Source organism: Agrobacterium sp. Azo12 (assembly GCF_029193765.2).
GTDB lineage: Bacteria > Pseudomonadota > Alphaproteobacteria > Rhizobiales > Rhizobiaceae > Agrobacterium.
This window is the reverse complement of sequence record NZ_JARFYO020000002.1, coordinates 650,218-672,177: the sequence shown is the minus strand read 5'-3', so window position 1 is coordinate 672,177 and position 21,960 is coordinate 650,218. Positions and strand designations below refer to the sequence as shown.

At 56.2% G+C, this 21,960-nt stretch carries 17 protein-coding genes; 7 read left to right on the top strand and 10 right to left on the bottom strand.

Annotated features, from left to right (window positions below; all coding sequences use genetic code 11):
* Nucleotides 1-5 precede the first annotated feature (5 nt).
* The 5 genes from PYL13_RS19570 to PYL13_RS19550 are packed head-to-tail and all read left to right on the top strand — an operon-like array spanning nt 6 to nt 5,114.
* Nucleotides 6-1,133, top strand: coding sequence for an ABC transporter substrate-binding protein (locus PYL13_RS19570; protein ID WP_275643310.1), 1,128 nt, complete (start codon nt 6-8; stop codon nt 1,131-1,133).
* Nucleotides 1,134-1,156: 23 nt separating this feature from the next.
* Nucleotides 1,157-2,296, top strand: a complete 1,140-nt coding sequence (locus PYL13_RS19565) for an ABC transporter substrate-binding protein (protein WP_275643309.1) — start codon at nt 1,157-1,159, stop codon at nt 2,294-2,296.
* A gap of 50 nt (nt 2,297-2,346) precedes the next feature.
* Nucleotides 2,347-3,471, top strand: coding sequence for an ABC transporter substrate-binding protein (locus PYL13_RS19560; protein WP_405049452.1), 1,125 nt, complete (start codon nt 2,347-2,349; stop codon nt 3,469-3,471).
* 59 nt (nt 3,472-3,530) lie between these two features.
* On the top strand, nt 3,531-4,442 hold the full coding sequence (locus PYL13_RS19555; RefSeq protein WP_275643308.1) for an inositol monophosphatase family protein: 912 nt from the start codon (nt 3,531-3,533) through the stop codon (nt 4,440-4,442).
* Between the two features lie 45 nt (nt 4,443-4,487).
* The gene (locus PYL13_RS19550; RefSeq protein ID WP_275643307.1) at nt 4,488-5,114 is read left to right on the top strand and encodes a dual specificity protein phosphatase family protein; all 627 of its coding nucleotides are present in this window, start codon (nt 4,488-4,490) and stop codon (nt 5,112-5,114) included.
* A 43-nt stretch (nt 5,115-5,157) separates the two neighbouring features.
* On the opposite strand, the gene PYL13_RS19545 is transcribed toward PYL13_RS19550, so the two are convergent.
* The 7 genes from PYL13_RS19545 to PYL13_RS19515 all read right to left on the bottom strand — a co-directional run bounded on the left by PYL13_RS19545 (nt 5,158) and on the right by PYL13_RS19515 (nt 12,388).
* On the bottom strand, nt 5,158-5,997 hold the full coding sequence (locus tag PYL13_RS19545; RefSeq protein ID WP_250984405.1) for a MurR/RpiR family transcriptional regulator: 840 nt from the start codon (nt 5,995-5,997) through the stop codon (nt 5,158-5,160).
* A 101-nt stretch (nt 5,998-6,098) separates the two neighbouring features.
* On the bottom strand, nt 6,099-6,779 hold the full coding sequence (locus PYL13_RS19540) for an aspartate/glutamate racemase family protein (protein ID WP_275643306.1): 681 nt from the start codon (nt 6,777-6,779) through the stop codon (nt 6,099-6,101).
* Nucleotides 6,780-6,855: 76 nt separating this feature from the next.
* A complete protein-coding gene (locus PYL13_RS19535; RefSeq protein WP_275643305.1) occupies nt 6,856-7,818 on the bottom strand; it encodes an ABC transporter ATP-binding protein in 963 nt (320 codons plus the stop codon).
* A gap of 1 nt (nt 7,819) precedes the next feature.
* On the bottom strand, nt 7,820-8,869 hold the full coding sequence (locus tag PYL13_RS19530) for an ABC transporter ATP-binding protein (RefSeq protein ID WP_259148895.1): 1,050 nt from the start codon (nt 8,867-8,869) through the stop codon (nt 7,820-7,822).
* Nucleotides 8,869-9,759 (bottom strand): ABC transporter permease, encoded by an 891-nt coding sequence (locus PYL13_RS19525; protein WP_250984408.1) that lies wholly within the window; start codon nt 9,757-9,759, stop codon nt 8,869-8,871. Before PYL13_RS19525 ends, PYL13_RS19530 begins: the two co-directional genes overlap by 1 nt.
* A gap of 3 nt (nt 9,760-9,762) precedes the next feature.
* Nucleotides 9,763-10,716, bottom strand: coding sequence for an ABC transporter permease (locus PYL13_RS19520; RefSeq protein ID WP_275643304.1), 954 nt, complete (start codon nt 10,714-10,716; stop codon nt 9,763-9,765).
* 79 nt (nt 10,717-10,795) lie between these two features.
* Complete coding sequence (locus PYL13_RS19515) at nt 10,796-12,388, bottom strand: ABC transporter substrate-binding protein (RefSeq protein ID WP_275643351.1); 1,593 nt, start codon at nt 12,386-12,388, stop codon at nt 10,796-10,798.
* Between the two features lie 281 nt (nt 12,389-12,669).
* On the opposite strand from PYL13_RS19515, the gene PYL13_RS19510 reads away from it, so the two are divergent.
* Entirely contained in the window at nt 12,670-13,491 is an 822-nt protein-coding gene (locus PYL13_RS19510) for a bifunctional allantoicase/(S)-ureidoglycine aminohydrolase (RefSeq protein WP_250984410.1), read from the top strand.
* A gap of 116 nt (nt 13,492-13,607) precedes the next feature.
* Here PYL13_RS19510 and PYL13_RS19505 read toward each other — a convergent pair whose 3' ends face one another.
* From PYL13_RS19505 to PYL13_RS19495, 3 genes are all read right to left on the bottom strand, one after another.
* On the bottom strand, nt 13,608-17,102 hold the full coding sequence (locus PYL13_RS19505; protein WP_275643303.1) for an AAA family ATPase: 3,495 nt from the start codon (nt 17,100-17,102) through the stop codon (nt 13,608-13,610).
* A complete protein-coding gene (locus PYL13_RS19500) occupies nt 17,102-18,373 on the bottom strand; it encodes a metallophosphoesterase family protein (protein ID WP_275643302.1) in 1,272 nt (423 codons plus the stop codon). Before PYL13_RS19500 ends, PYL13_RS19505 begins: the two co-directional genes overlap by 1 nt.
* 157 nt (nt 18,374-18,530) lie before the next feature.
* Complete coding sequence (locus PYL13_RS19495) at nt 18,531-20,738, bottom strand: methyl-accepting chemotaxis protein (RefSeq protein ID WP_275643301.1); 2,208 nt, start codon at nt 20,736-20,738, stop codon at nt 18,531-18,533.
* Nucleotides 20,739-21,103: 365 nt separating this feature from the next.
* On the opposite strand from PYL13_RS19495, the gene PYL13_RS19490 reads away from it, so the two are divergent.
* A complete protein-coding gene (locus PYL13_RS19490; RefSeq protein ID WP_250984414.1) occupies nt 21,104-21,850 on the top strand; it encodes an SDR family NAD(P)-dependent oxidoreductase in 747 nt (248 codons plus the stop codon).
* The last annotated feature ends 110 nt before the right edge of the window (nt 21,851-21,960 follow it).

Below are 21,960 nucleotides of genomic sequence, written 5' to 3'. Positions count from 1 at the left end.
GCAGTATGAAGCGTGACGTGAAGGGATGCATGGGCCGGTTTTTGTTAACGGCCGCGGTTTTGACAACGCTGGGGGGCGTGGTGAAGGCGGAGGAGCCTTTTAACCTCGATGCCCTGGTTGAGGCTGCAAAAAAAGAAAAGCCGATCACTGTCTATGACAGTACCGGCAAGATTGTCGAAATGGCTGCAAACTTTGCCAAAAAATACGGACTTTCCGCCGAAGGTTCGAAGGTCAAGGCAACAGCACAGCTTGAGATGATCATTCGTGAGGCGCGTGCCAACAATATTCAGGGCGACGTGTCGATTATCAGCGATGCTCCAGCCGCCATGGCGCAGCTGATACCTCAAGGATTTGCGGAAAGCTGGCTGCCACCGGATCTCGCAGACAAGATCCCTGCAGAATACCAGTCGCCGTTGACCGTGGTGAACAGCGCCAATGTATGGGCCTACAACACTGAACTGTTCGACAAATGCCCTGTCACCAACATCTGGGAACTGACCGAGCCAAAGTGGAAGGGCAAGGTTGCTATGCAGGACCCGCTCGGCAAGGCGTCCTATGTCGACTGGTTCAACCAGATGGCCAAACACGGCGATGACAAGGTCGCAGCCGCTTACAAGGAATTCTACGGCAAGGACCTTGAAAAGGGCGAGGAAACGGCAACGGCAGCTTGGATCAAGGCGCTCGCAGCGAATGCTCCGCTTCTGACCGATGCCGATGCGGCGGCTGCAGATGCGGTGGGTGCACCGGGCCAGTCTGAGCCATTCATGGGGCTGATCAGCTCTGCCAAGTTCCGTGATAACGCCGACAAGGACATGAAACTCGGCCTCTGCAAGGATTTGAAACCATGGCTCGGCTGGCTTTATCCCGGGGTTGGCCTGATCACCAAGGGCACGGACAGTCCGAACGCCGCCAAGCTCTTCATGCATTACGTGATGACTGCTGAAGGCATCGCGCCGCAGGCAATCGACGGAAAGATGTCCACCAACCGTGATGTCAGCCTGCCTTCGGACGAGCCGTCCGGCATTGGCGCGGTTCTTGATCAGGTGCTGCCGTACAGCATGGCAAGCGCTCTCGAAGATTGGGATGCGCGCGAGGACTGGCAGGATTTCTGGCGGATGAATTACCGAAAATGAATGGCGGATGTGGAGTTGATATCATGACCCAAACCAAACGAACCAAGCTTGATCGGCGCAAATCGGCGGTATCCGCCGTTGCAATGCTGGTTGCAACAGCACTCAGTGGCGCGGCCCATGCTGAAGATGCCTTTAATCTCGACGCGCTGATCGATGCGGCTAAAAAGGAACCACCGATCACCGTTTATGCTGTCACCGGCAAAATCGTTGATACCGCGAAGTCTTTCACCGAAAAGTATGGTGTTCAGGCCAGCGGCAAAAAGGTGAACGAAGCAACGCAGATCGAACTGATGATCCGCGAGCACCAAGCCGGTAATATCGTTGGTGACGTCAGTGTCGCCACCGATGTGGCCTCCGCCATGGGCGAGTTGCTGCCGCAGGGTATCGTCAGCAGCTGGACGCCACCGGATCTGACGAACGACATTTCCGAAAAGCTGCGCGATCCGCTTGTTGTCGTTTCCGACCCGCATGTGTGGACCTATAACACTGAAAAATACGACAAGTGCCCGGTCAGCAATATTTGGCAACTGACGGAACCGCAGTGGAAGGGCAAGCTTGCTATGCTCGACCTCTTCGACAAGCCGCTTTATGCCGACTGGTTCAACCAGATCGAGACCCATCACGATGAGGATGTCGCCAAGGCCTATGAAGCGCTTTACGGCAAACCGCTTGATACGACCAATCAGACGGCGACGGCCTCCTGGGTGAAGGCATTTGCGGAAAATGCGCCGCTATTGTCGGATTCTTCGACCGTGGCAGAAGCTGCCGGGGCGCCGGGACAGGCCGAACCTTTCTTCGTGATCACGTCCACGGCAAAATACCGTGACAATGAATCCAAGGGCCTGAAGCTTGGTCTTTGCACTGGCGTACAGCCCTTCACCGGCTTTCTGTATCCAGGCTTTGGCCTGATTGCAGGCCAGACGAAGAGCCCGAATGCCGCAAAACTCTTCGTTCGCTACCTGATGACTGAAGAGGGCATCGCTCCGCAAATCGCCGACGGCAAGATATCGGGCAACTCGAAGATTGGCCTGCCAGCAGATGAGCCATCGGGCATCGCCAAGCATCTCGACGAGCTTATGGCATTTGATGCGAGCACCGCCGCTGAGGACCTGGACAAGCGTGAAAGCTGGCAGGATTTCTGGCGGGTCAACTACAAAAAATGAAGCACGGGGCAGGCGGGAGGCCTGCCCTATTTTCCTTGGGAGGGGAAGTCATGCGCAATGGAAAGCATATGATGCGGGTGCTGTTGGCCACCAGCCTTTTGGCGGGTGTCTCAGCGGGATCTTTGCGGGCCGAAGAAGCCTTTGATCTCGATGCTCTGGTCGCTGCGGCCAAGCAGGAAAAACCAATCAACATCTACGACAGCACAGGCAAGATCGTGGAGATGGCCGAGAACTTCAGCAACAAATATGGGCTGAAGGTGACCGGCATGAAGGTGTCTGCCAACAGCCAGCTCGAAATGATCATTCGTGAAAGCCAGTCCAGCAATGTGCAGGGTGATGTGGTGCTGATCACCGACGCGCCGGCCGCCCTTGCGCAGCTTTTGCCGGAAGGTTTTGTCGAGAATTATTTGCCCGGCGATATGGCGTCGAAAATTCCCGAGGAGTTTCAGGACCCATTGGCAATTTCGACCAATGCCAACGTCTGGGCCTACAATACCGAGGCTTACGACAAGTGCCCGGTCAGCAATATCTGGGAACTGACGGAGACCAAGTGGAAGGGCAAGGTTGCTCTGGTTGATCCGCTTACCAAGGGCACTTACACCGACTGGTTCAACCAGCTTGAAACACATGGCAATGACAAGGTCGCCGCAGCTTACAAGGCGCATTTCGGCAAGGATCTGGAAACGTCGGAGAAAAGTGCCGCTGCCGCATGGATCAAGGCACTGGCACAAAATGCACCACTTGCCACCGATGGCGACGACCCGGTGGCTGAAGCCGTTGGTGCTGCTGGCCAGAAAGAACCGTTCATTGGGCTGCTAAGCTCCGCCAAGTTTCGCGATAATGGAGACAAGGGATATAAGCTCGGCGTGTGTGCCGACCTCGATCCGTGGGTGGGCTGGACCTACATCAAGCTTGGTCTGATTGCCTCCAAAACGAAAAGCCCCAACACCGCAAAGCTTTTTGTCCATTACATTCTGACGGAAGAAGGCATTACACCGCAGATGAAGGACGGGAAAATCCCGACCAATACCGACATCAAGGTGCCGGATGATGAGCCATCGGGTCTTGCAAAGGTCGCCGATAAGCTACTCGGCTATCGTTCGGCAACTGGCCTCGACGACTTTGATCGTCGTGAAGAGTGGCAGGACTTCTGGCGGGTCAATTACAAGAAATAACGTTGTCCGGCGCGGTTTTGGCCGCGCCGGCTTTTCCATCGCAAAGAGGTAAAACATACATGTCGACCGACAAGAATTCCACCAGCCCGCAGCCTGCTTCAGAGGATGCACTTGCCCGATCCCGACGGTTGATGGAGCTTGCGAAATCAGCGGCACTTGCAGTTCGAGCGCCGCTTCTGGAGGCTTTTCGGTCGAACATGACGGTTGATTACAAAGTCGATCTGCATGACATTGTGACAGTCCATGACAAACGGGCCGAGGCGACGATCCGAGCCTTCATTCTGGAGCGTGAGCCTAATTCGGCGATCATGGGTGAGGAAGGTGGCCAGATCGGTTCAGGTGACATCCAGTGGTATGTCGACCCGATTGATGGCACCGCAAATTTTGCCCGCGGTCTGGCATTCTGGTGCGTATCGATTGCAGCTGTCATTGACGGTGAGGTGGTTGCCGGCGCGATACTGGACCCGGTGGCAGATCTGATGTTTGCCGCCGATCTTGAATTTGCCTATCTCAATGATGAGGCGATCCGTTCCCGTTCGGTTGCCGATGAGGCCAAGGCAACCCTGATTACCGGTTATCCGGTTTCGCGCGACTTCCGTCTGGACGGCAAGGAGGTAGCTCTCGCCAATTTTGGGGTGCTGGTAGAGACCTTTTCGACGCTGCGTCGTCCGGGCAGTGCAGCCCTCAGTATCGCCCATGTCGCAGTCGGTTGGGCTGATGCCGCCACCGGGTTTGGGGTCAATGCCTGGGACGTGGCAGCGGCCACGCTTATTCTCAAAAATGCCGGTGGCCAGTATGAGCCGCTGACGCTGGGCAAGGTGGCGCCGGGTTCACTCGATTTTCTGTGCCCCGGTTACATCGCAACGGGCGAAGGTGCGAACTATCCGGCGCTTGAGCATGTTGCCCGTTCCATTTCGGAAACCCGTATCGCCAAGGCTAGCCAGATACAGACATCGACCCGGGTCGGATAATCGGGTTAAAGCAATCAAGGTAAGCCGTCATTTGCGGAGGAAAATATGCAGCACGTTGAAACCAGAAAACCGCAGATGCCGGAAAGCCGCGAACTGCCGAAACTCAGCCTGATCTATGAGCGTCACCCGACCTATGGGGTCGATCTGTTTATCTCGGGTAAGGAAGGCGCAAGCGATCTCGATCTTTTGCGTCGCAACGGTATTACCACCGTCGTCAATTGCGCTGTCAATCTCGACTTCAACTATGTCCGTCAGCCGCAGGTCGTGTCGGACCACGAAGGCAGCGTCTATGGGCCGGGCGAAATCCGTTATTACAAGATTGGCTTGATCGATGGCGATGGCAATCCGGACACGCAGATGGTGGCGGCTCATTATATCTTCCGGGCGGCGTTGGAGCAGATACTTCCCGACAAACCTTCTTATCCCCGTCGGGAACGTGGCAGTGTGCTGGTAAACTGCCGCGGTGGCCGGTCCCGTTCGGTTGCCGTCGTTTCGCTGTTTCTACACCTGACCCTGCCGGATGAGTTTCCGACACTGGAAGCAGCAGTCGACCACGTGCGCGCCCGCCGCGAGTTGCCGGAAGATGAGTGGTACAAGGCACCAAAGCCGGTGTTGGCGAATGCGGCACGGCGTGCCGCCGAATGGATCAAGATGATCGACCGCTCGGCCTAGCGGTCGACATGATGCCGGGCCGACTGGATGAAATGCTGTCCGGCTAAAGCTCGTCCAGACTGTCGTTCAGTGCCTCGATGCTGCGTAGTCTGGCGCGGCCCGCGATATCTGCTTTTTCCAGGCATCTGGTGATCAGAAGATGGCAGAGAGTGAGAACCGATGTGTGGTTGAACAATGGGCCGGGCGCTAACGTCTGGCAGTGAAGATGCCAGGCTGCCGTGGTCAGCAGCGGAGCGCCTTCATCGGTGATGTATACGAGCTTTGCCTTTGATTTTGCAATCTGTTCCAGCAGCGTGTCCATGGTTGCGACACGACGGCGAAGACCAAACAGAATGACCACGTCATCGGGTCGGAAACTGACGAGGTGCTCTCCCAAGGTTTGCCCGGGGCCCGGGATGGCGACGATGTTTTCGATCACCTGAGTCAGTTGCCATTGCATATAGGCTGCGAACGGCTGGCTGCTGCGAAAACCGATGACCCAGACCTTTCTTGCCGCCAATGTTGCCTCGGCAATGGCATCGATCTGATGGTCCGTGATCGACAGGAACGTTGCCTCGATATTGACGATGCCTTGAGCCACATGTGCTTTGACCGACTGGGTGGATGATGCATCCGCTGAAGTCGTCAGAAACAGCCGCGATCCCGTCTGTTTTTCGGTGCGGGCATGGCGACGGGCTTCTTCGTAGTTATCGTACCCCAACCGTTGCACAAAACGCGAGACGGTGGCTTTCGAGACATGGGCCAACGCCGCCAGTTCCTGCGCAGAATAGCTCGCCAATTCGCCGGGAAAATCGCAGACGAACTCACCAAGCCGGCGTTCTGCGGGGTGAAGCTCGGGAAGCGCCTGTCTTACGCGAAACAGAAACGACTTTTCTTTCGGCACACCTAACTCCACCAGATTATCTGCTGTCGCAGTTTTGACAGGCGTGGCGGTATTAGCAACCAAAATGCTTTTGGATGATGAATGTCGGTGGGAGGGCGCTCTCACGAGCATGCCTCGCGCATGTTGCCCGATCTGTCTGCCATGTGACGTAGCAACTGTTCAACGGCAGTACTGATCGGTGCAATAACTGGTATCTTGAAGCGAGGGGCAAGCCCGACAGCCGCCTGCCCCAAGGGGCCGCCGCCAATAATCACGGCCTCAGCGCCATCCAGCTCGAAAGACTGCTGCACGGTTATCGCCAGGGCGTCTTCAAGAGCGATGGCATTGGACGCCAGTTCAAGCGGGTCGTCAGGGGTCAGACGGGTGCCGGTATAGAGATGGCCAAGGCCAAGGCCGATTGCCTTGCTGGAGAAACTCGCCACGAGATCAGGTGTCACGGTGGCAATACCAAAGCGGCGTCCGCCCTTCGACGCTTCCAGCATGCCCGCTTCGCAAATGCCAACCACGGGAATATCGACCAATGGCCGCAACTGGTCGATGCCGGGGTCACCAAAGGCACTGATAATGATGCCATCTGAGCGGGAGGCCGCTGCGAGCCCCATTTCCACCACGCCAGCGACGGATGCGGCAAGTTGCCGATCATCGATGATCATCGGCACACCACGCTCTGCGGTGACGCCATCAATCGTCACGCCAGGTGGTAACAGGCCACGGGCAATCTCCGTCATCATCGCCGTCGTGTGCTTTGATGTATTAGGGTTGATGAGGGTTATATGTGTCATGTCATTTGGGGCGTCCGGTACAGGGACGCCCACCTCCCTTGTTCATTTTTATTTTTGGAACACGATAAGGCAAACGCTAGGTGTATTGAAGGCAGGCAACCTGCCCATTCGTGTCAGTGCCAACCAGCCTCGGCACCGTCGAATGGCAGCTTTGCACCGCCTGCGAGCAGCGCGGTGCAAAGGAGCAGCCGGGTGGCATATTTGCGAGATCCGGCGGTGATCCGGGAATGGTGATCAGGCGGTCGCGGCCGTGAGCAAGCTCAACGCGTGCGCCAAGCAGCCCCTTGGTATAGGGATGTCGAGGGTTCTTGATAATGTCGCTGACCGTGCCTTCTTCAACAATGCGACCCGCATACATGACGGCGATCCGGTCTGCGACCTCTGCGGCAACGCCGATATCATGGGTTACGAAAATGACCGACAGTCCATATTCCTTTTGCAACTCGCGGATCAGCAGCAGGATCTGTATCTGCACGGTTGCATCCAGCGCGGTGGTTGGCTCATCGGCCAGAAGAACCTTCGGATTGCAGGCCAGCGCCATGGCAATCATTGATCGTTGCAACATTCCGCCCGACATTTCATGCGGATAGTTTTGCAGGCGGCGTTCAGGCGAGGGGATTTTTACCTTCTGAAACAGGGCGAGCGCACGCTCTGCGGCCTCCTTTCTGGAAACTCGCTCGTGGCGCATGATGGTTTCCTCGATCTGTCGCCCGAGAGTATAGACCGGATCCAGAGCCAGACGGGGTTCCTGAAACACCATGGAAACGACCGCGCCACGAAAATTGCCCAATTCTCGTTTTGAAAGGCCGGTGATGTCACGGCCGCCGACGACCATAGAGCCGTCCATTGTTGTGCCTTTGGGATGTAGCCGCAAAAGCGAGCGCATCGTTACGCTTTTGCCAGAGCCGGATTCGCCGAGCAGTGCGACGACTTCGCCGGATTGCACCGAAAGACTGACGCCGCTCACCGCTTTTACCGGACGGCGACCGCGATTGAACGTCACCGAGAGATTGCTGATATCGATCATCGGACTAATCATCTCATGCCTCCATCATGGCGTGGGCCTTGCTGTGTCCCGATCCCGAAAGGGACATGAGACAGGCGGCCTGTTGCTGCGCAGATACATTTGCAAGCGGCGGAACGGATATGCTGCAGATCTCTTCAGCGAGGGAGCAGCGGGTATGAAAACGACAACCTGACGGTGGGTCGATCGGGTTTGGGGGATCACCCGCCAGTGGTGTCTCCATTGTTCGTTCTGCGGGATCCATCTTGGGCATGGATGCCAGAAGGGCGGCAGAATAAGGGTGTCTGGTATGGTCGAAAATCGCGTCGCGGCTGCCGATTTCTGCAACCTTACCCAGATACATGACCATGACCCTGTCGCACATGAAGCGTACGACGTTCAGGTCGTGCGAGATGAACAGGTAGGTCAGGCCGAAATCACGTTTCAGATCGAGCAGAAGATTGAGGACCTGCGCTTCGACTGATTTATCCAGCGCGGACACGGCTTCATCGAGAATGACCAGACGCGGTTCCAGAGCCAAGGCGCGGGCAATGTTGACGCGCTGGCGCTGACCGCCTGACAATTCATGCGGATACCGTCCTGCAAAACGGCTGGGCTCAAGTCCGACGCGGTGTAGCAGGTCATGAGCCCGCGCCAGGGCCTTGTTGATCGGTACACCGTGAACCTGTGGACCGAAGGCGATGGATTCTTCCATGGTGAGGCGCGGATTTAGTGACGCGTAACTGTCCTGAAACACCATCTGGACCTGACGGCGATAGTCCGTCAGCGGCAGGGTGCCACCAACCGTTTCACCGTCAAACAGCAGTTCGCCTTGGTCGGGTTTGATCAACTGCATCAACAACCGTGCCGTCGTGGATTTGCCGCACCCGCTTTCGCCCACCACGCCAAGGGTTTCGCCCTTGAGAATGTCGAAATCTACACCATCAACGGCGCGCACGACCTTTTTCGGTTGAAACAGCCCGGATGATTTGACCGGAAAGTGCTTCAATAACCGACGTGCCGAAATCAGAGGCTGCGCCGGTCCGCCGCGATCACGCGGATCTTCCTTATCATTTGTAAGGTCCATCATGACTTCACATCCATGGCTGAGCGCAGCCCGTCAGAGAAAAGATTAAAGCTGATCGATGTGATGAAAATCATCACTCCCGGCAGCGCTGCGACCAGTGGATTGACGTAGATCGCAGTGCGCAATGTATTGAGCATCAGTCCCCATTCGGCATCCGGTGGGCGGGCACCGAGACCGAGGAATGAAAGGCCGGATGCGAGGATCATGGATACCGAAATCAGGCTGGTGGCAAAAACGAAGATCGGGCCGAGGACATTGCCCAGAATATGCACGCTGATGATAGTCGGAGCACGTGCACCGGACGCGCGGGCTGCATCGACATAATCCAGCCCTCTGACCTGTGTTGTCACACTTTCTGCGATACGAGCGATCTGGGGTATAAACACAACGGTCAGCGAGACCATGGCATTGGCAAGGCCGGACCCGAGGGCACCCGACAGTGCAACAGCCAGCAGCACTGAAGGAAAGGCATAAAAGACGTCAACGGTGCGCATGATCAGCGTGTTGGTGAGACCGCCAGCATAACCGGCGATGATGCCGATTGTCGAACCGATGACAAATGCGATCGGGACCGGGACAACGCCCATGATCAGCGATAGTCGTGTGCCGTAGATCAAACGAGAGAGCATGTCGCGGCCAAGCTCATCGGTGCCCAGCCAATGGCCGGGTGTTCCGATTGGCCGCAGTCGACGAATGACATTGGCTTTGGTCGGGTCGTGAGGTGCCAGATAGGGTGCAAAAATGGCGATAGCAACGAGCAGCACGATGATGGAAAGTGCAATCAATGCCACCGGATCACGACAGATGCGTTGGACGACGCCATGCCAGAAACCGGGAGAGCGGGCGATGCGCGGAGCATCGGTAACGGGATCTGCGGTAATGACTGCCATGCCTCAGCTCCTTTGAATGCGCGGATCGATGGCGCTTTGCAGCACATCGACGATCAGATTGACGAGGACGAAGAAGATCGCGAGCACCAGTATTGTGCCTTGCAGCACCGGCAAGTCGCGAGTAAAAATGGCACCATTCAGCAGAAAACCTGTGCCGGGGTAGGAGAACACGGTTTCGATAATGATCGAGCCACCGAGCAGATAACCAAGCTGCAGGCCCATGACAGAAATAGCTGTCGGCGCGACATTGCGCACCACGTGCCGCAGAACCTGCCTAGTCATCAACCCCTTGGCGGCCAGAGCCTGCGTGAAATCCTGCGCCAGAATATCGGCAACCAGTGAGCGGATCGTCCGAGCGATAATGCCCATCGGTATCACCGACATGGTGACGGCTGGCAGGATCAGGTAGCGGATGTAATCCCAGCCAATGGTGCGACCGTCCGAACCACCGGGTCCGCCGCCCATGGCGGGAAGCCAGCCGAGCGTGACCGAGAAGATGATGACCAGCACCATGCCCAGCCAGTAATGCGGGATGCTGACGCCGAGCATGGAAATGGCCGAAGCGATACGGTCAATCCATGTGCCGCGAAACACACCTGCCATAAAACCAAGAGCGGTTCCCAGTGTGAAGCCGATGAGTGTTGCAGCCACAGCCAGAATGATGGAATTAATCGAAGCTGAGACGATTTCGCCGAGGACCGGACGACCGGTGGCAATCGACATGCCAAGATCACCCTGTAGGGCGCGCCACATCCACATCAGATATTGTATGGGTAGAGGCTGGTCGAGGCCATAGAAGCTACGCATCTGTGCCTGGAGTTCAGCCGAGGCATCTGAAGGCAGTACGGCGGCGAGCGGATCGCCCGGGGCGATGTGGATCAGCAGGAAGCATACGATACTGACGCCTATGGCGACCGGTATGACATGCAGAAGTCGTTTCAAACCATACGCCAGCATTGGTCCTCGCTTGGAAATGGGTTGCATCGGGCAGCTGGGATATGCCGGGTATCCGGCATATCCTGTTCATTGCGATGGATCAGGGTTCGATGGTGATCTGCGAAAAATCCTGGAACCAGTTCTGCGCCTGCACGAAGCCTTTGACCTTGGCGGACATGGCGCGTGTGTTGACGTCATGGGTGACCATCAGGAACAGGGCGTCGTTGACGTATTTTTCGTGAACCTGCTGCAAGACCTTGTCCTGTTCTGCCGGGTCAAAGGCGTTGCGTACCTTGTCGAACAGGGCATCCATTTCCGGATCACAATAGAAACCCCAGTTGGTGCCGGTTGGGGGTGCGAGATTGCACTGCGACTGACGGATCATCGCGCTGAACGGATCCTGAATGAAGTAGCTGTAGTTGACAGCTGTGCCACCCTTCGAGCTGGCATCCTTTGCCCCTGCACGCCAGATGTTGATGACGGTGTTCCAGTCTGCCACTTCGAACTCGACGTCGATGCCGATTTCAGCCAGCGTCTGCTGGATATATTCGTTCATCGCCAGTGGCAGCATCTGGCCGGAACCGGACGAGGAAATGATAACCTTAGTCTTCAAACGTTTGTCCGGGCCGTAACCGGCTTCCTCCATCAGCTTGGTGGCGGCCTCGACATTATATTCCAGTTTGAAATCCGGCTTGCCGAACCATTGATGGCCCGGAGGCAGATATCCCTGAGCTGGCACTGAAAAACCACCCAGCAACTCGTTCAGGCCGTCGCGATCAACGGCGAGGTTTGCGGCCTTGCGAACCCGGATGTCATTCCAAGGAGAACCTTCGACACGCGAAAGGTGCCAGGTCCAGTTATGCGGATAGGCGTTCGTGACGATGTTGAAACCGGCATCCTTGACCGATTGGGCAGAATCCGGTGCGGGCGCCTCGATCCAGTCCACTTCACCAGAGCGAAGGGCTGCGATGCGGGTGTTGGCTTCTGGCAAGGGGATCAGGACGAGTTTATCGAGCTTCGGAACGCGGTTTTTGTCCCAATATTCGGTGTTTGGCGTCAGTTCGGCCCGCTCACGTGGCGTAAAGCCATTTTCAAGTTTCCATGGGCCGGTGCCGGACGGTTTTTGCGCTACTGCCTCCCAGCTTTTGCCCTGGGCTTCCCAGTTGGCAGGAGACGACAGCAGAATCCAGCTCAACTGGTAAGGCAAGGTAGCATCAGGTGTTTTGGTAGTGATCTCGACGGTAGTCGGGTCGATGACCCGGTAGCTTGCAACCGCGGGAATACGTGACTTTCCCTGTGCGGACTGCCGTTGATCGAACTGCGGCGCGTCGGTCTTCAGCAATTTGTCGAGGTTCCAGACGACAGCCTCGGCATCAAATGTGCTGCCATCGTGGAATTTGACGTTTTCACGCAGCTTGAATATCCATTTGGAGTTGTCAGCCGGATCAACATTCCAGGAAAGTGCGAGGCCGGGGGTGAGGACCGATGGTTTGTCGGCGCTCGACAGATCCCATTCAACAAGCGAGTCATAAACGGTGTAACCCATGAAACGCTGACCTTCGCCGCCCTGATCGGTTTGACCTGTGGTCAGTGGAATGTCCGAGGCGGTCATGCCAATACGCAAAGTGCCAGCGGCCAGCGAAATACCTGCATTTGTGGTGATCAGGGCCAAAGCAGTGGCGCCGACCAGCATGGAGTTTTTCAATCCGCGCAGAATGGATGGTTTGGTCTGTATCTGCCTCGCAATTTGCATCATGCTGTTTCCCTCTTGTTGTTTATGCTGAACCTCTGTCCAGTCGTTTTGTGAGAAGCAGTTTTCATGCCATTTTGTGTGAAAATATAGTTTCATGTTGTTTTACAATTGTTTGGCTTGCAATTGGAAAGAGTTGTGGCAATCTGACGCCACTTATTGTTTGCTTAAAACTCGTGCTGCTTCTAATGAAGATGCACAATTGTGCGCCGCGGAGATGAACCATGGATACGAAACGATATCACTCACAGTTTGGCGGGTTGCCGGGCCAGACAGAACTTCTGTCGAGCAAGGCTGTTTTTACAACCGCCTATGCCGTTATTCCGCGTAGTGTGCTCACTGACATTGTCACCAGCGTTCTGCCGCACTGGAAAGCGACGCGCGCCTGGATCCTTTCCAGACCACTGACCGGTTTCTCTGAAACCTTTTCGCAATATGTGATGGAAGTACAGCCGGGTGGCGGTAGCGACCGTCCGGAGCCGGACAAACGTGCACAGGCGGCAATCTTTGTCGTCGAGGGTGGCATGGTCATCGAGTACGATGGCGGTGAACATACGCTGCGAAGCGGTTCCTTTGCCTATATCCCTGCTGGTTCATCGTGGAAATTGCACAATCCCGGCACCGAGGCTGTGAAGTTTCACTGGGTTCGCAAGGTCTTCCAGGAGGTTGAAGGACTGGAACTTCCGCCAGCGATTTTCGCGCATGAAGATGAGCGCTCGCTCTCGGCCATGCCTGGAACGGATGGCCGCTGGGCGACAACCCGTTTCATCGATCCCGATGATGTGCGTTACGACATGCACCTCAACATCGTGACCTTTGAGCCAGGCGCGACCATTCCATTCATGGAAACCCATGTCATGGAACACGGCCTTTATGTGCTTGAAGGCAAGGCCGTTTACCGGCTCAATCAGGATTGGGTCGAGGTCGAAGCCGGCGACTTCATGTGGCTGCGCTCTTTCTGCCCGCAAGCGTGTTATGCCGGTGGACCGGGCCGCTTCCGGTACCTGCTCTACAAGGATGTGAACCGCCACACCTCGCTCTGGTAGTCTAAGCAAGCGGGATAATTATCCCTAGGAAACGCGTGTTGCATCAAGCCAGATTTGTTTTGGAGCAGCACGCGTTTTTGTTTTTGTGCAAGGATTGTATGTGCTGGAGCGATTGATCAGCCCGTTACAGAGGAAATTTCATGAACCTTTGCGAAGGGGAGTTTCTCGGTCGCGATGTCGCATAAATGCCTGTGGTGGGTCAGGTAGATGACCTGTCCGACCTCAGCCATCCGCCCGAACAGCCGGAATACTTCTTCTGAGCGGGGTTCGTCGAAGGTCTCCATAATGTCGTCAGCGATAAACGGCACGGACGGGCGAGCCATGGCGAATTCTTCATATCCGGCCAGGCGCAGTGCCAGATACAGCTGAAATTGCGTTCCCTTGGACATTTCAACGGCAACCTTGGAGCCGCCGTTTCGCGGCAGGCCGATCAGGACTTCCTTGTCTTTGTCTGGTCGCGTTGCAAGGCCGTTATATTCTCCGCGGGTGATAAGTCGAAACGCCTCTGATGCCCGGTTCATCATCGCGCTTCGATGTTTGTCGCGATAGGCACGAATGCCATGTTCAGCGATCAGATTGCCGCTGCGCAGCCGCAGATAACGCAGCGCAAGATCTTCGACCTCCAACAGCAATGTGCGGCGCTGGGCTTCAAGACGTGCGACGGCATCATCGCCACCAATCGCCGACAGGCGCTCGGCCGCACGTGCCTTGTTGGCAAACAGGGTCTTTGAGCGTTCATCGAGAGCGTCAAGGCGTGCCACAAGTTCGGCTTGCTCGCGCTGTAATTCGCTCAAATCGACATCGGATGCACTGTCCATGGCAATATCCAGCGACGGCATCTGCATCTCGCTGAAAATCTGCTGTTCCAGCTTGTGCTGCTGGGCCACCAACTTGTCTCTGTTGCCAGACTGGTCCAATGCCTGCCGCACCTCTGCCAGTGTCTCGACACCAAAAAACTCGGTCATCTGGGTTTTATGTGCGGCGTGAAGTGCGATCTCGCTGTCCAGGTTCTCACGCTCAAGCGCCAGACCAGCAAGGGACTGATCCCGTTCCTGCCGTTTTGTGGCGACGTGTCTGGCTTCGTCAAGACGCTTGATCAAGGTTCTGGCTGCGGTGAGAGGATCGGTGTCGTCACATGTGTCGCCGAGAACCTCATAGATTTGCGCGACAGTGTCGACAAAGGATTTCTGGTTGGCTTCCATCGATGTGATGCGGTGGTGCAGGTCGGCCTGTTCACGCAAGGCTTCGGGCAGGGCACCGACAACGTCGAGAAGTTCTCTGACCGCGCCAATGCTGTGTTGCCGATCCGCAAACCACGTGGTCATCAGCGCATTTGACCAGCCGCGCTGCCACTCCTCAGAAGCTGTCGCGGCTTCATCACGTGTTGTCTTGCGCTGAGAAACAGCCGTTTCCCGTTCCGCGATGCGTTTGTCGGCATCCACTCGTTTGGTTTGCAATGCCGTGTGGTCGGCGAGCAGGTTCTCCGCGACCTGTGTCATGGCGGCAATGTCGAGCGCTTCCACATCAACGCCGCTGGCACTCAAGGCCTTCACAAGGCTGTCTTGTTCCGTTGAAAGTGCTGTACTTGCCTGTTCGACGCTCTGCAAGGTCTGGCGTAAATCGTCCCAAGCGGCCAATCCGGCGGCGTGGCCTTCTGACCATTGGCTTGTTTTCGCCAGCCAACTGGCAAGGGAGGCGTCTATTGGAAGCTCGATTTCAGAAGGTGTCTCCGACCGGATTTCGCGGCGCAGCGTCGCCAGTTCGCCATTCGTTTCTTCAAGCAATTGACGCTGCCGCTCATTATTGGCCGTGGTTACAGCGAGTGCTGCCGTCAGGGACCGCAGTTCTTCCAACTCCTTGGCTCTGTCGAGACGGGCGGTGACAACCTCGTCGGTTTTGCGCATCTGTTTTTCAAAACGCGCGGCGGTTTCCCGATCAAGTGCGGCCAGGTGCTGCGTCCAGATCTCGTCCCGTTCTGCAAGGGTGAGCTTGGTCTGCTCATCATCCAGAATGCTGGCTGAAGCGCGCAAGGCTGCAATTCTCGCGCTTTCCTCGTTCTGGCGGGTCGTAAGCTCTCTTTGCCGTTCGATGATCTGCGCACGACGTTGCTCGATCGCGGAAAGCCGCAATTTCCATGTCTCACGGCGATCAGCGGACGGTAAGGATATGCGTCTGAGGGCGTCTCCATCACCCGACCATGGGAAAAGTCTGGCGACGGCATCGTCGAAAGCCTGACGTTTGGTGGTCAGATTGCGTTCCGCAAGACGCAATTCCGCAGACAGATTACCGTTTCGCACTCGGTTCAGCGTCGATTGAAGCTGTGCCAATCTGCTGGCGTTGAGTGCAAAGTCGGCTACATCGAGAGTTTTACGGGCGCGTTGCTCGTTCTCCAGAGCTTGTTGTGCCGCGACGTGTTCTTTTTCAGCAGCCAGCAGTGCAACATCAATGCCTGATTTTTCGCTGATCAGATCGCGTAGCATTCCTATCGTAGCCGCCTGTATCAGCAGTGCTTTAGGGTCCTTAACGTCGGTATGCCCCAAGGATGCCAGGATCATGTCGAGCTTGCGGGTTGCCTGCGACAATGCCTCTTTTCTTTTCGGCAAATCCTCCTCTGCCGTGGCATAACGTGCTGCAGCATCGGCCAGCTGATCGATCCGTTCGGCAGTGGCCAATAGATGCTCATCGGTAACCAGTTGGGCCAGCTCGCCGCGAAGTGTTTGTTCGCGTTGGTCAAGGCCGGTCAACCGCGTCTGAAAGCGCGCCTCTTCGACAACGAGATTGGGGAGTGCCGTTGCCCATTCGTCTGGTGGCCTTGGCAAATCATCATAGTGCAAAAGCTGGTCTTTGCCGCGGTTGTATTCGCCAACCAGCGGATGGGTGCGCAGAACGCGCGCAATCTCATCCTGCCGTGTTTTTGCGGCACTAATCTCCTTTATCACGGCGTCATAGGCCGCCTCGGCCTGTTCCAGTTCTGCCGTCAGGGCCCGATAGGCAGAAGCCTGCGTATCGATTTCGTCGCGCTGCGATTTAAGGTCTGCGATTTGTCGCTTGAGGCTGGCAATTTTTGTCGAACTTGCGCGCTTGCGGAAAATACCATCCGCTTCACTGGTGGCCGCTTCGAGAATGGAACTGACGCCCGCAAGGCCGGCACTGGCTGAAAACAGCAATTCGCCCAGATCGCCCTTGCTTTCCAGAATGGCATTGCCGCCATCTTCCAGCGTCTGGTCGTCGAGGGAAAACATCATGCGATAAGCATCACGGCTCAGACCGGCAAGCGGAACACTGAGCGCGCCCTCATTGAGCGGTTGGCCCTGTTCGTTCAACAGTGAATTGTTGCGCTGCTTGATACGTTTGAATTCTTGGGCCTGACCGTCGAATTCGAGGCAGGCACCAATTTCCATCGCCTTGCCTTGATGCAGGAAACCGTATCGCGTGCGTTCTTCGATGCCGAACAGCAGATCGAGATAGGCATTCAGGGAGGTCGATTTTCCTGCCTCGTTGAGGCCATAGATAATGTGCAGGTCCGGTGTGCCGGCTTTGTGCTCGCCAAAGTCGATCGAATAATCGGTAAATTTGCCATAACGGGTGAGATCGAGCCTGCGCAGACGCATCAGTTGATCTCCGACGCTTCCGGTTTTAACCGGGCGAGGATGTCATCACTGCCTTCCGCGAGAAGCTGGTCAATCAAGGTTTCAAATGCCACTTCATTATCACCACTGAATGCTCGTGCCTCCGGTGGAAGATCATCGCGCAATTCCTTGACCAAATCCCTTACTGCTTCACGAATGCCATGCTGTTTGATGATGTCGTTACGCATCAACTCGCCAAGTTCGAGCACCGGATCGGCGGCCGTATCTCCACTTGTGACACTTGCTGGGGCTATCGTCGCCACTTCGATCTTTTCAATCCAGGTCCGGCCGAGGCTTTCGGCACGTTGTTCGGTTTCTGCCAATAACAGGTCCCGATCACGACGCAGCTGAAAGGACAGTGGTGTCGCCCCCGTCAGTCGCAGGCGTCCAACCAGATGCGTTGAGTTTGCTTGATCCCGGGCGTTGCCCATGGCCGCCTCAATCAGATCTGCGGTTTCACGCCAGGTTTCGGCTGAAGACAGATCCACCGGGATGCGTTCAAACTGTGCGATGCTGGTTGCGCGCTCTTCGATGGTAAGGCTGCGATCATCGTTGACTGTCACCAGGGTGACGGTCTTTTCGCCGTTTTCATTGATGTCGCGGCCCTGCGGCATGCCCGGCATGATGACGGTGCGCTCACCCTTATGCTGTGTGCGGGCATGGACGTGTCCAAGAGCCCAATAGTCGAAATTCCAGTCGTGCAGGTCAGATACCTTGCATGGCGCGTAAAGATCATGACCGGGCGCTCCGGCCAAACTTGTATGCATGATGCCGATATTCACCGCGTCCGGTGTGGGGCGATGATATTTCTCGAGAAGGCTTTCCGGCGCATGCGGTTTGGCAAAGCTCAGGCCATGAACGGCGAGCGTGAGGTCCCCATGGGCAAAATCAATGGTCTGGGGCCGTCCGCCAAATACGGTGACGGAAGGTGGCATGATCAATTCCTGGGTGATGCGGGACAGGGCATCGTGATTGCCACGGATGACAAAGGTGGCGATGCCTGCCTCATGCAGCCGACGCATCTGGCTTGCCAGAAAGCGCGCAGTTTTCATCGAGGTCTGGTCACCGTCATAGAGATCACCGGCAATAACCAGCGCGTTGACCTGCTCATCGATACACAGATCGACGATGGCTGCAAAAGCTTGCCGTGTGGCGTCACCAATCAGCTCGGCAAGATCGCTGTTTCGCAATGCCAGAGAGCGGAGTGGAGAATCGAGATGAAGGTCGGCGGTATGAATGAACCTGAACGGCATGCGACATTTTTCGAGGAATTCACCGGCAAAGTAAAGTGACGAATGTCGTCAGTGGTCGCGCAACAACAAGATAACTGTTGGTCCTGTCAGCGGCCATAAAAATTCCGGCCGTGCGGACACGGCCGGATTGGTGGGCATGGATAGTTGGTAGAAAGACCTACGCTGCGCCCCGGTACTGTATCGGGGAAACATTATGCGTTTGGGTCAGCCGGAACTGGCCAAGGCGGTTGGAGAGGGCAGAGACCTCCGTTACCAACGTATGGGAGGCGGCGTTGGATTCCTCAACCATTGCAGCGTTCTGCTGGGTGGCCTGGTCCATCTGGTTCACCGCAGCGTTGATCTCCTGCAGACCGGTTGATTGTTCGCGCGCGGATTGCACAATCGCCAGGACATTCTGGTTGATCTGCTGAACCTCCGCGACAATCGCCTGCAGCGCTGTGCCGGTCTGTCCAACCAATGAGACACCACGTTTTACATGATCACCAGATGAGGAAATCAGGCTCTTGATTTCCTTTGCTGCCTGCGCCGAGCGTTGGGCAAGTTCACGAACTTCCTGCGCGACCACCGCAAAACCCTTGCCGGCCTCACCGGCACGGGCGGCCTCAACGCCGGCATTGAGGGCGAGTAGGTTAGTCTGGAAGGCAATTTCATCAATGACGCTGATGATGTTGGAGATGGATTGCGAGGAGTTTTCGATCTCACTCATTGCATTGACGGCTTCGCGCATCACATCGCCGGATTTCTCAGCACCAAGCCGCGTGCGTGTGACGAGATTGCCGGCTTCTTCAGCACGCGCGGTCGAATCTCTCACCGATGTGGTGATCTGCTCCAATGCTGCAGCTGTCTGTTCGACCGATGCCGCCTGCTGTTCGGTGCGGCGGGCAAGATTGTCCGCGGCGTTGCGAATTTCTTCCGAGCCGGATTGGATTGTTGAGGCGTTGTCGCGGAACGACAACATTGCCGCCTGCAATTTCTCCACGGAATGGTTGAAGTTGCCGCGAATTCCGTCGAGCGCCTGACAGAAGGATTCGTCGAGGCGCACGGTCATGTCACCTTCGGACAGCCGCTCCAGTCCACCAGCCAGTCGGGTTACAGCAAATCGGACTTCTTCTTCCTGCGCGGAATTGATCCGCTCACGTTCGAGACGCTCCGCCTCTTGCGCTGCGCGTCCTGCCTCGGCCTCGGCTTCGAGTTCCACACGGCGGCGGTTGTTCTGAAGCAAGATTTCAAGAGAACGTGACAGGTCACCAATCTCGTCATGCTTTTCACGGTCACGAAGATCGACATTCAGATTGCCGCTGGCAATTTCGTTGGTTTCACCGATCACATTGGCAATGCGGCCAATGAAGCGACGGGCAATCAGCCAACCGGAAAGACCAAGCAGCGCAATCGCCCCGGCGGTAATGAAAGCTGCACTCCACATCATGCTATAGAGACCGGCAAAGACCGTGTCTTTCGGGATAAAGGCAATCGCATACCAATTCATCTCGGGTGTGAGTTTGACCGGAGCGGCAATCGAGAAATAGGTGGTGCCATCCGGCGCCGTCATCTCCTCTTCGGTTCCGGAATTGGCGATGATATTGGCCCAACCTGCAACAGCATCGCCTGCATTGGATATGGATTTTCCGACCAGTGCCTTGTCCGGGTGGCTGATAATATTGCCCTTGGCAGTTACCAGCGCCAGAAAACCGGTATCCATCGGATGGATTTTTGAAATTGTTTCGTTTGCGGCGGCGAGCGAGATGTCGATGCCTGCAACGCCAACAGATTTGCGATCTTCAATAATCGGCATGGCAACGGATGTGATGAGCACGGTCTTGCCATCAACCGGGTATTCATAGGGTTCAATGACAACCGTTTTCTGGCTGTCGCGGGCCAGAAGGTAATAGTCGCCAACGCCAGGTACGGTGTAGTCCACAAGTGGATCGTGTGCGATCTTGTCGCCGCTGCGCGACATGTAAGGAACGTAACGTCCTGTCGCATCATGCCCCGTCTGCCCGGTGTTATCGACGTCATGGCCGTCGAAAGCGTTCGGCTCCCAAGCTGTCCATGTGGCCAGAAGGGCGGGGTTGTCGCGAAGGGTTGCGGTTAGCATGGCATCAGCCGCTGTACGATCGGCCTTTTGCGCGGTTTGCATCGCTGTCAGGCTGGAGCGAATGCCGCTCGCCACCTGGACGGCGCTGCTCATATCCTTGGCGATCCCGGCGGCACCCGATTCCGTGATCTGTTTCATGCGAGTGATGCTCGCTTCCCGCATGTCGCTGTAGGTGATCGAGAATAGAATTCCAGCCGCAGCCGCTGTTGTCAGCACCCCAGCTGCTGCAACAGAGAAAATATTGCGGCTTGTGGCAGATCTGAAAATCATGACGCTCCCCCATATGAAGTCACGGAATACTCCTCCTCGAAGTTGCCGTGACTTGGAGCGGACAACCCTCGGTACCGGTAATCGGTGAGGATCGCTCCAAATGTATGTATATTATATATCTGTTATTAATAATGCGTTGTTTGCCATCGCCTGAAAGACGGTGCGAAATAAGGCCTTTCACGATTTTAGGCCCGGGCAAGCGGTGGTGGTTTTGCCTCATCCTATTGCGGATACGATAAGACAGTCGCCTGCCGTGCACTTAGTGGGACAGGGTGGTCAAGTGGTGCGAATTTTATGATTGTATTATTGTCATTTTGTGATATTACCCATTTTAAGGATTAGGTAACGCAAAAGGGGAGGTTTGCATGCCGGCACTGGAGGGATTGCGTGCTGTTGTCACCGGAGGCGCGAACGGTATCGGTCTTGCTATCGCAGTTGGTCTTGCAAAAGCTGGGGCCACCGTTGGCGTCCTCGATAATGATGCAGGACGTTTGGACGTTGTGATCTCCGAAAATGCGGATGTTGATCTTGTCGCTCTGGCCTGCGATGTCAGCGACCGTCAGGCCGTTCATAAGGCGATTAATACATTTGCCGCAGATGGCGGTCTCGACATTCTCGTCAACAATGCCGTTGTTTTCCATTATTCGCCACTGGCAGAATTTCCCGAACATGAAGTGCACCGGATGCTGGATGTTGGCATCAAGGGTTTTCTCTGGGCAACGCAGGCGGCGACGCCGTTCATTGAGAAGAGCGCAAACGGCAGCATCATCAATCTCTCATCCATTGCTGTTTCGATGGCTGTTGGCCGCACCTCGGTTTACACGACAATCAAGGGCGCAATCGATGCTTTCACGCGCCAACAGGCTGCCGAACTGGGCGCCAAGGGTGTGCGGGTGAATGCTGTTGCGCCCGGCTCGGTGCGCACGCCCGGAGCCAGCGCAGTCATTACGGATGCTGGCTGGGCGCAACGGGAGGCGAAGTCGCTGCTCGGCCGTTTGCCTGAGGCGGAAGATGTTGCCAATGCCGTGGTGTTTCTGGCCTCGGATGATGCGCGCTGCATTACCGGCGTATCTCTGAAAATCGACTGTGGAATGTCAATCGCGGGCGCTTGAAGCGCGGCCGCGACGGGTTTGCCAATTTGCATGAATGGAGGCGGGCTGTCCCTTTCTGGGCGCCCGAACCCTTGCTCATGCCTGCCTTCAGGCGGGCTGACCAAGGGCCA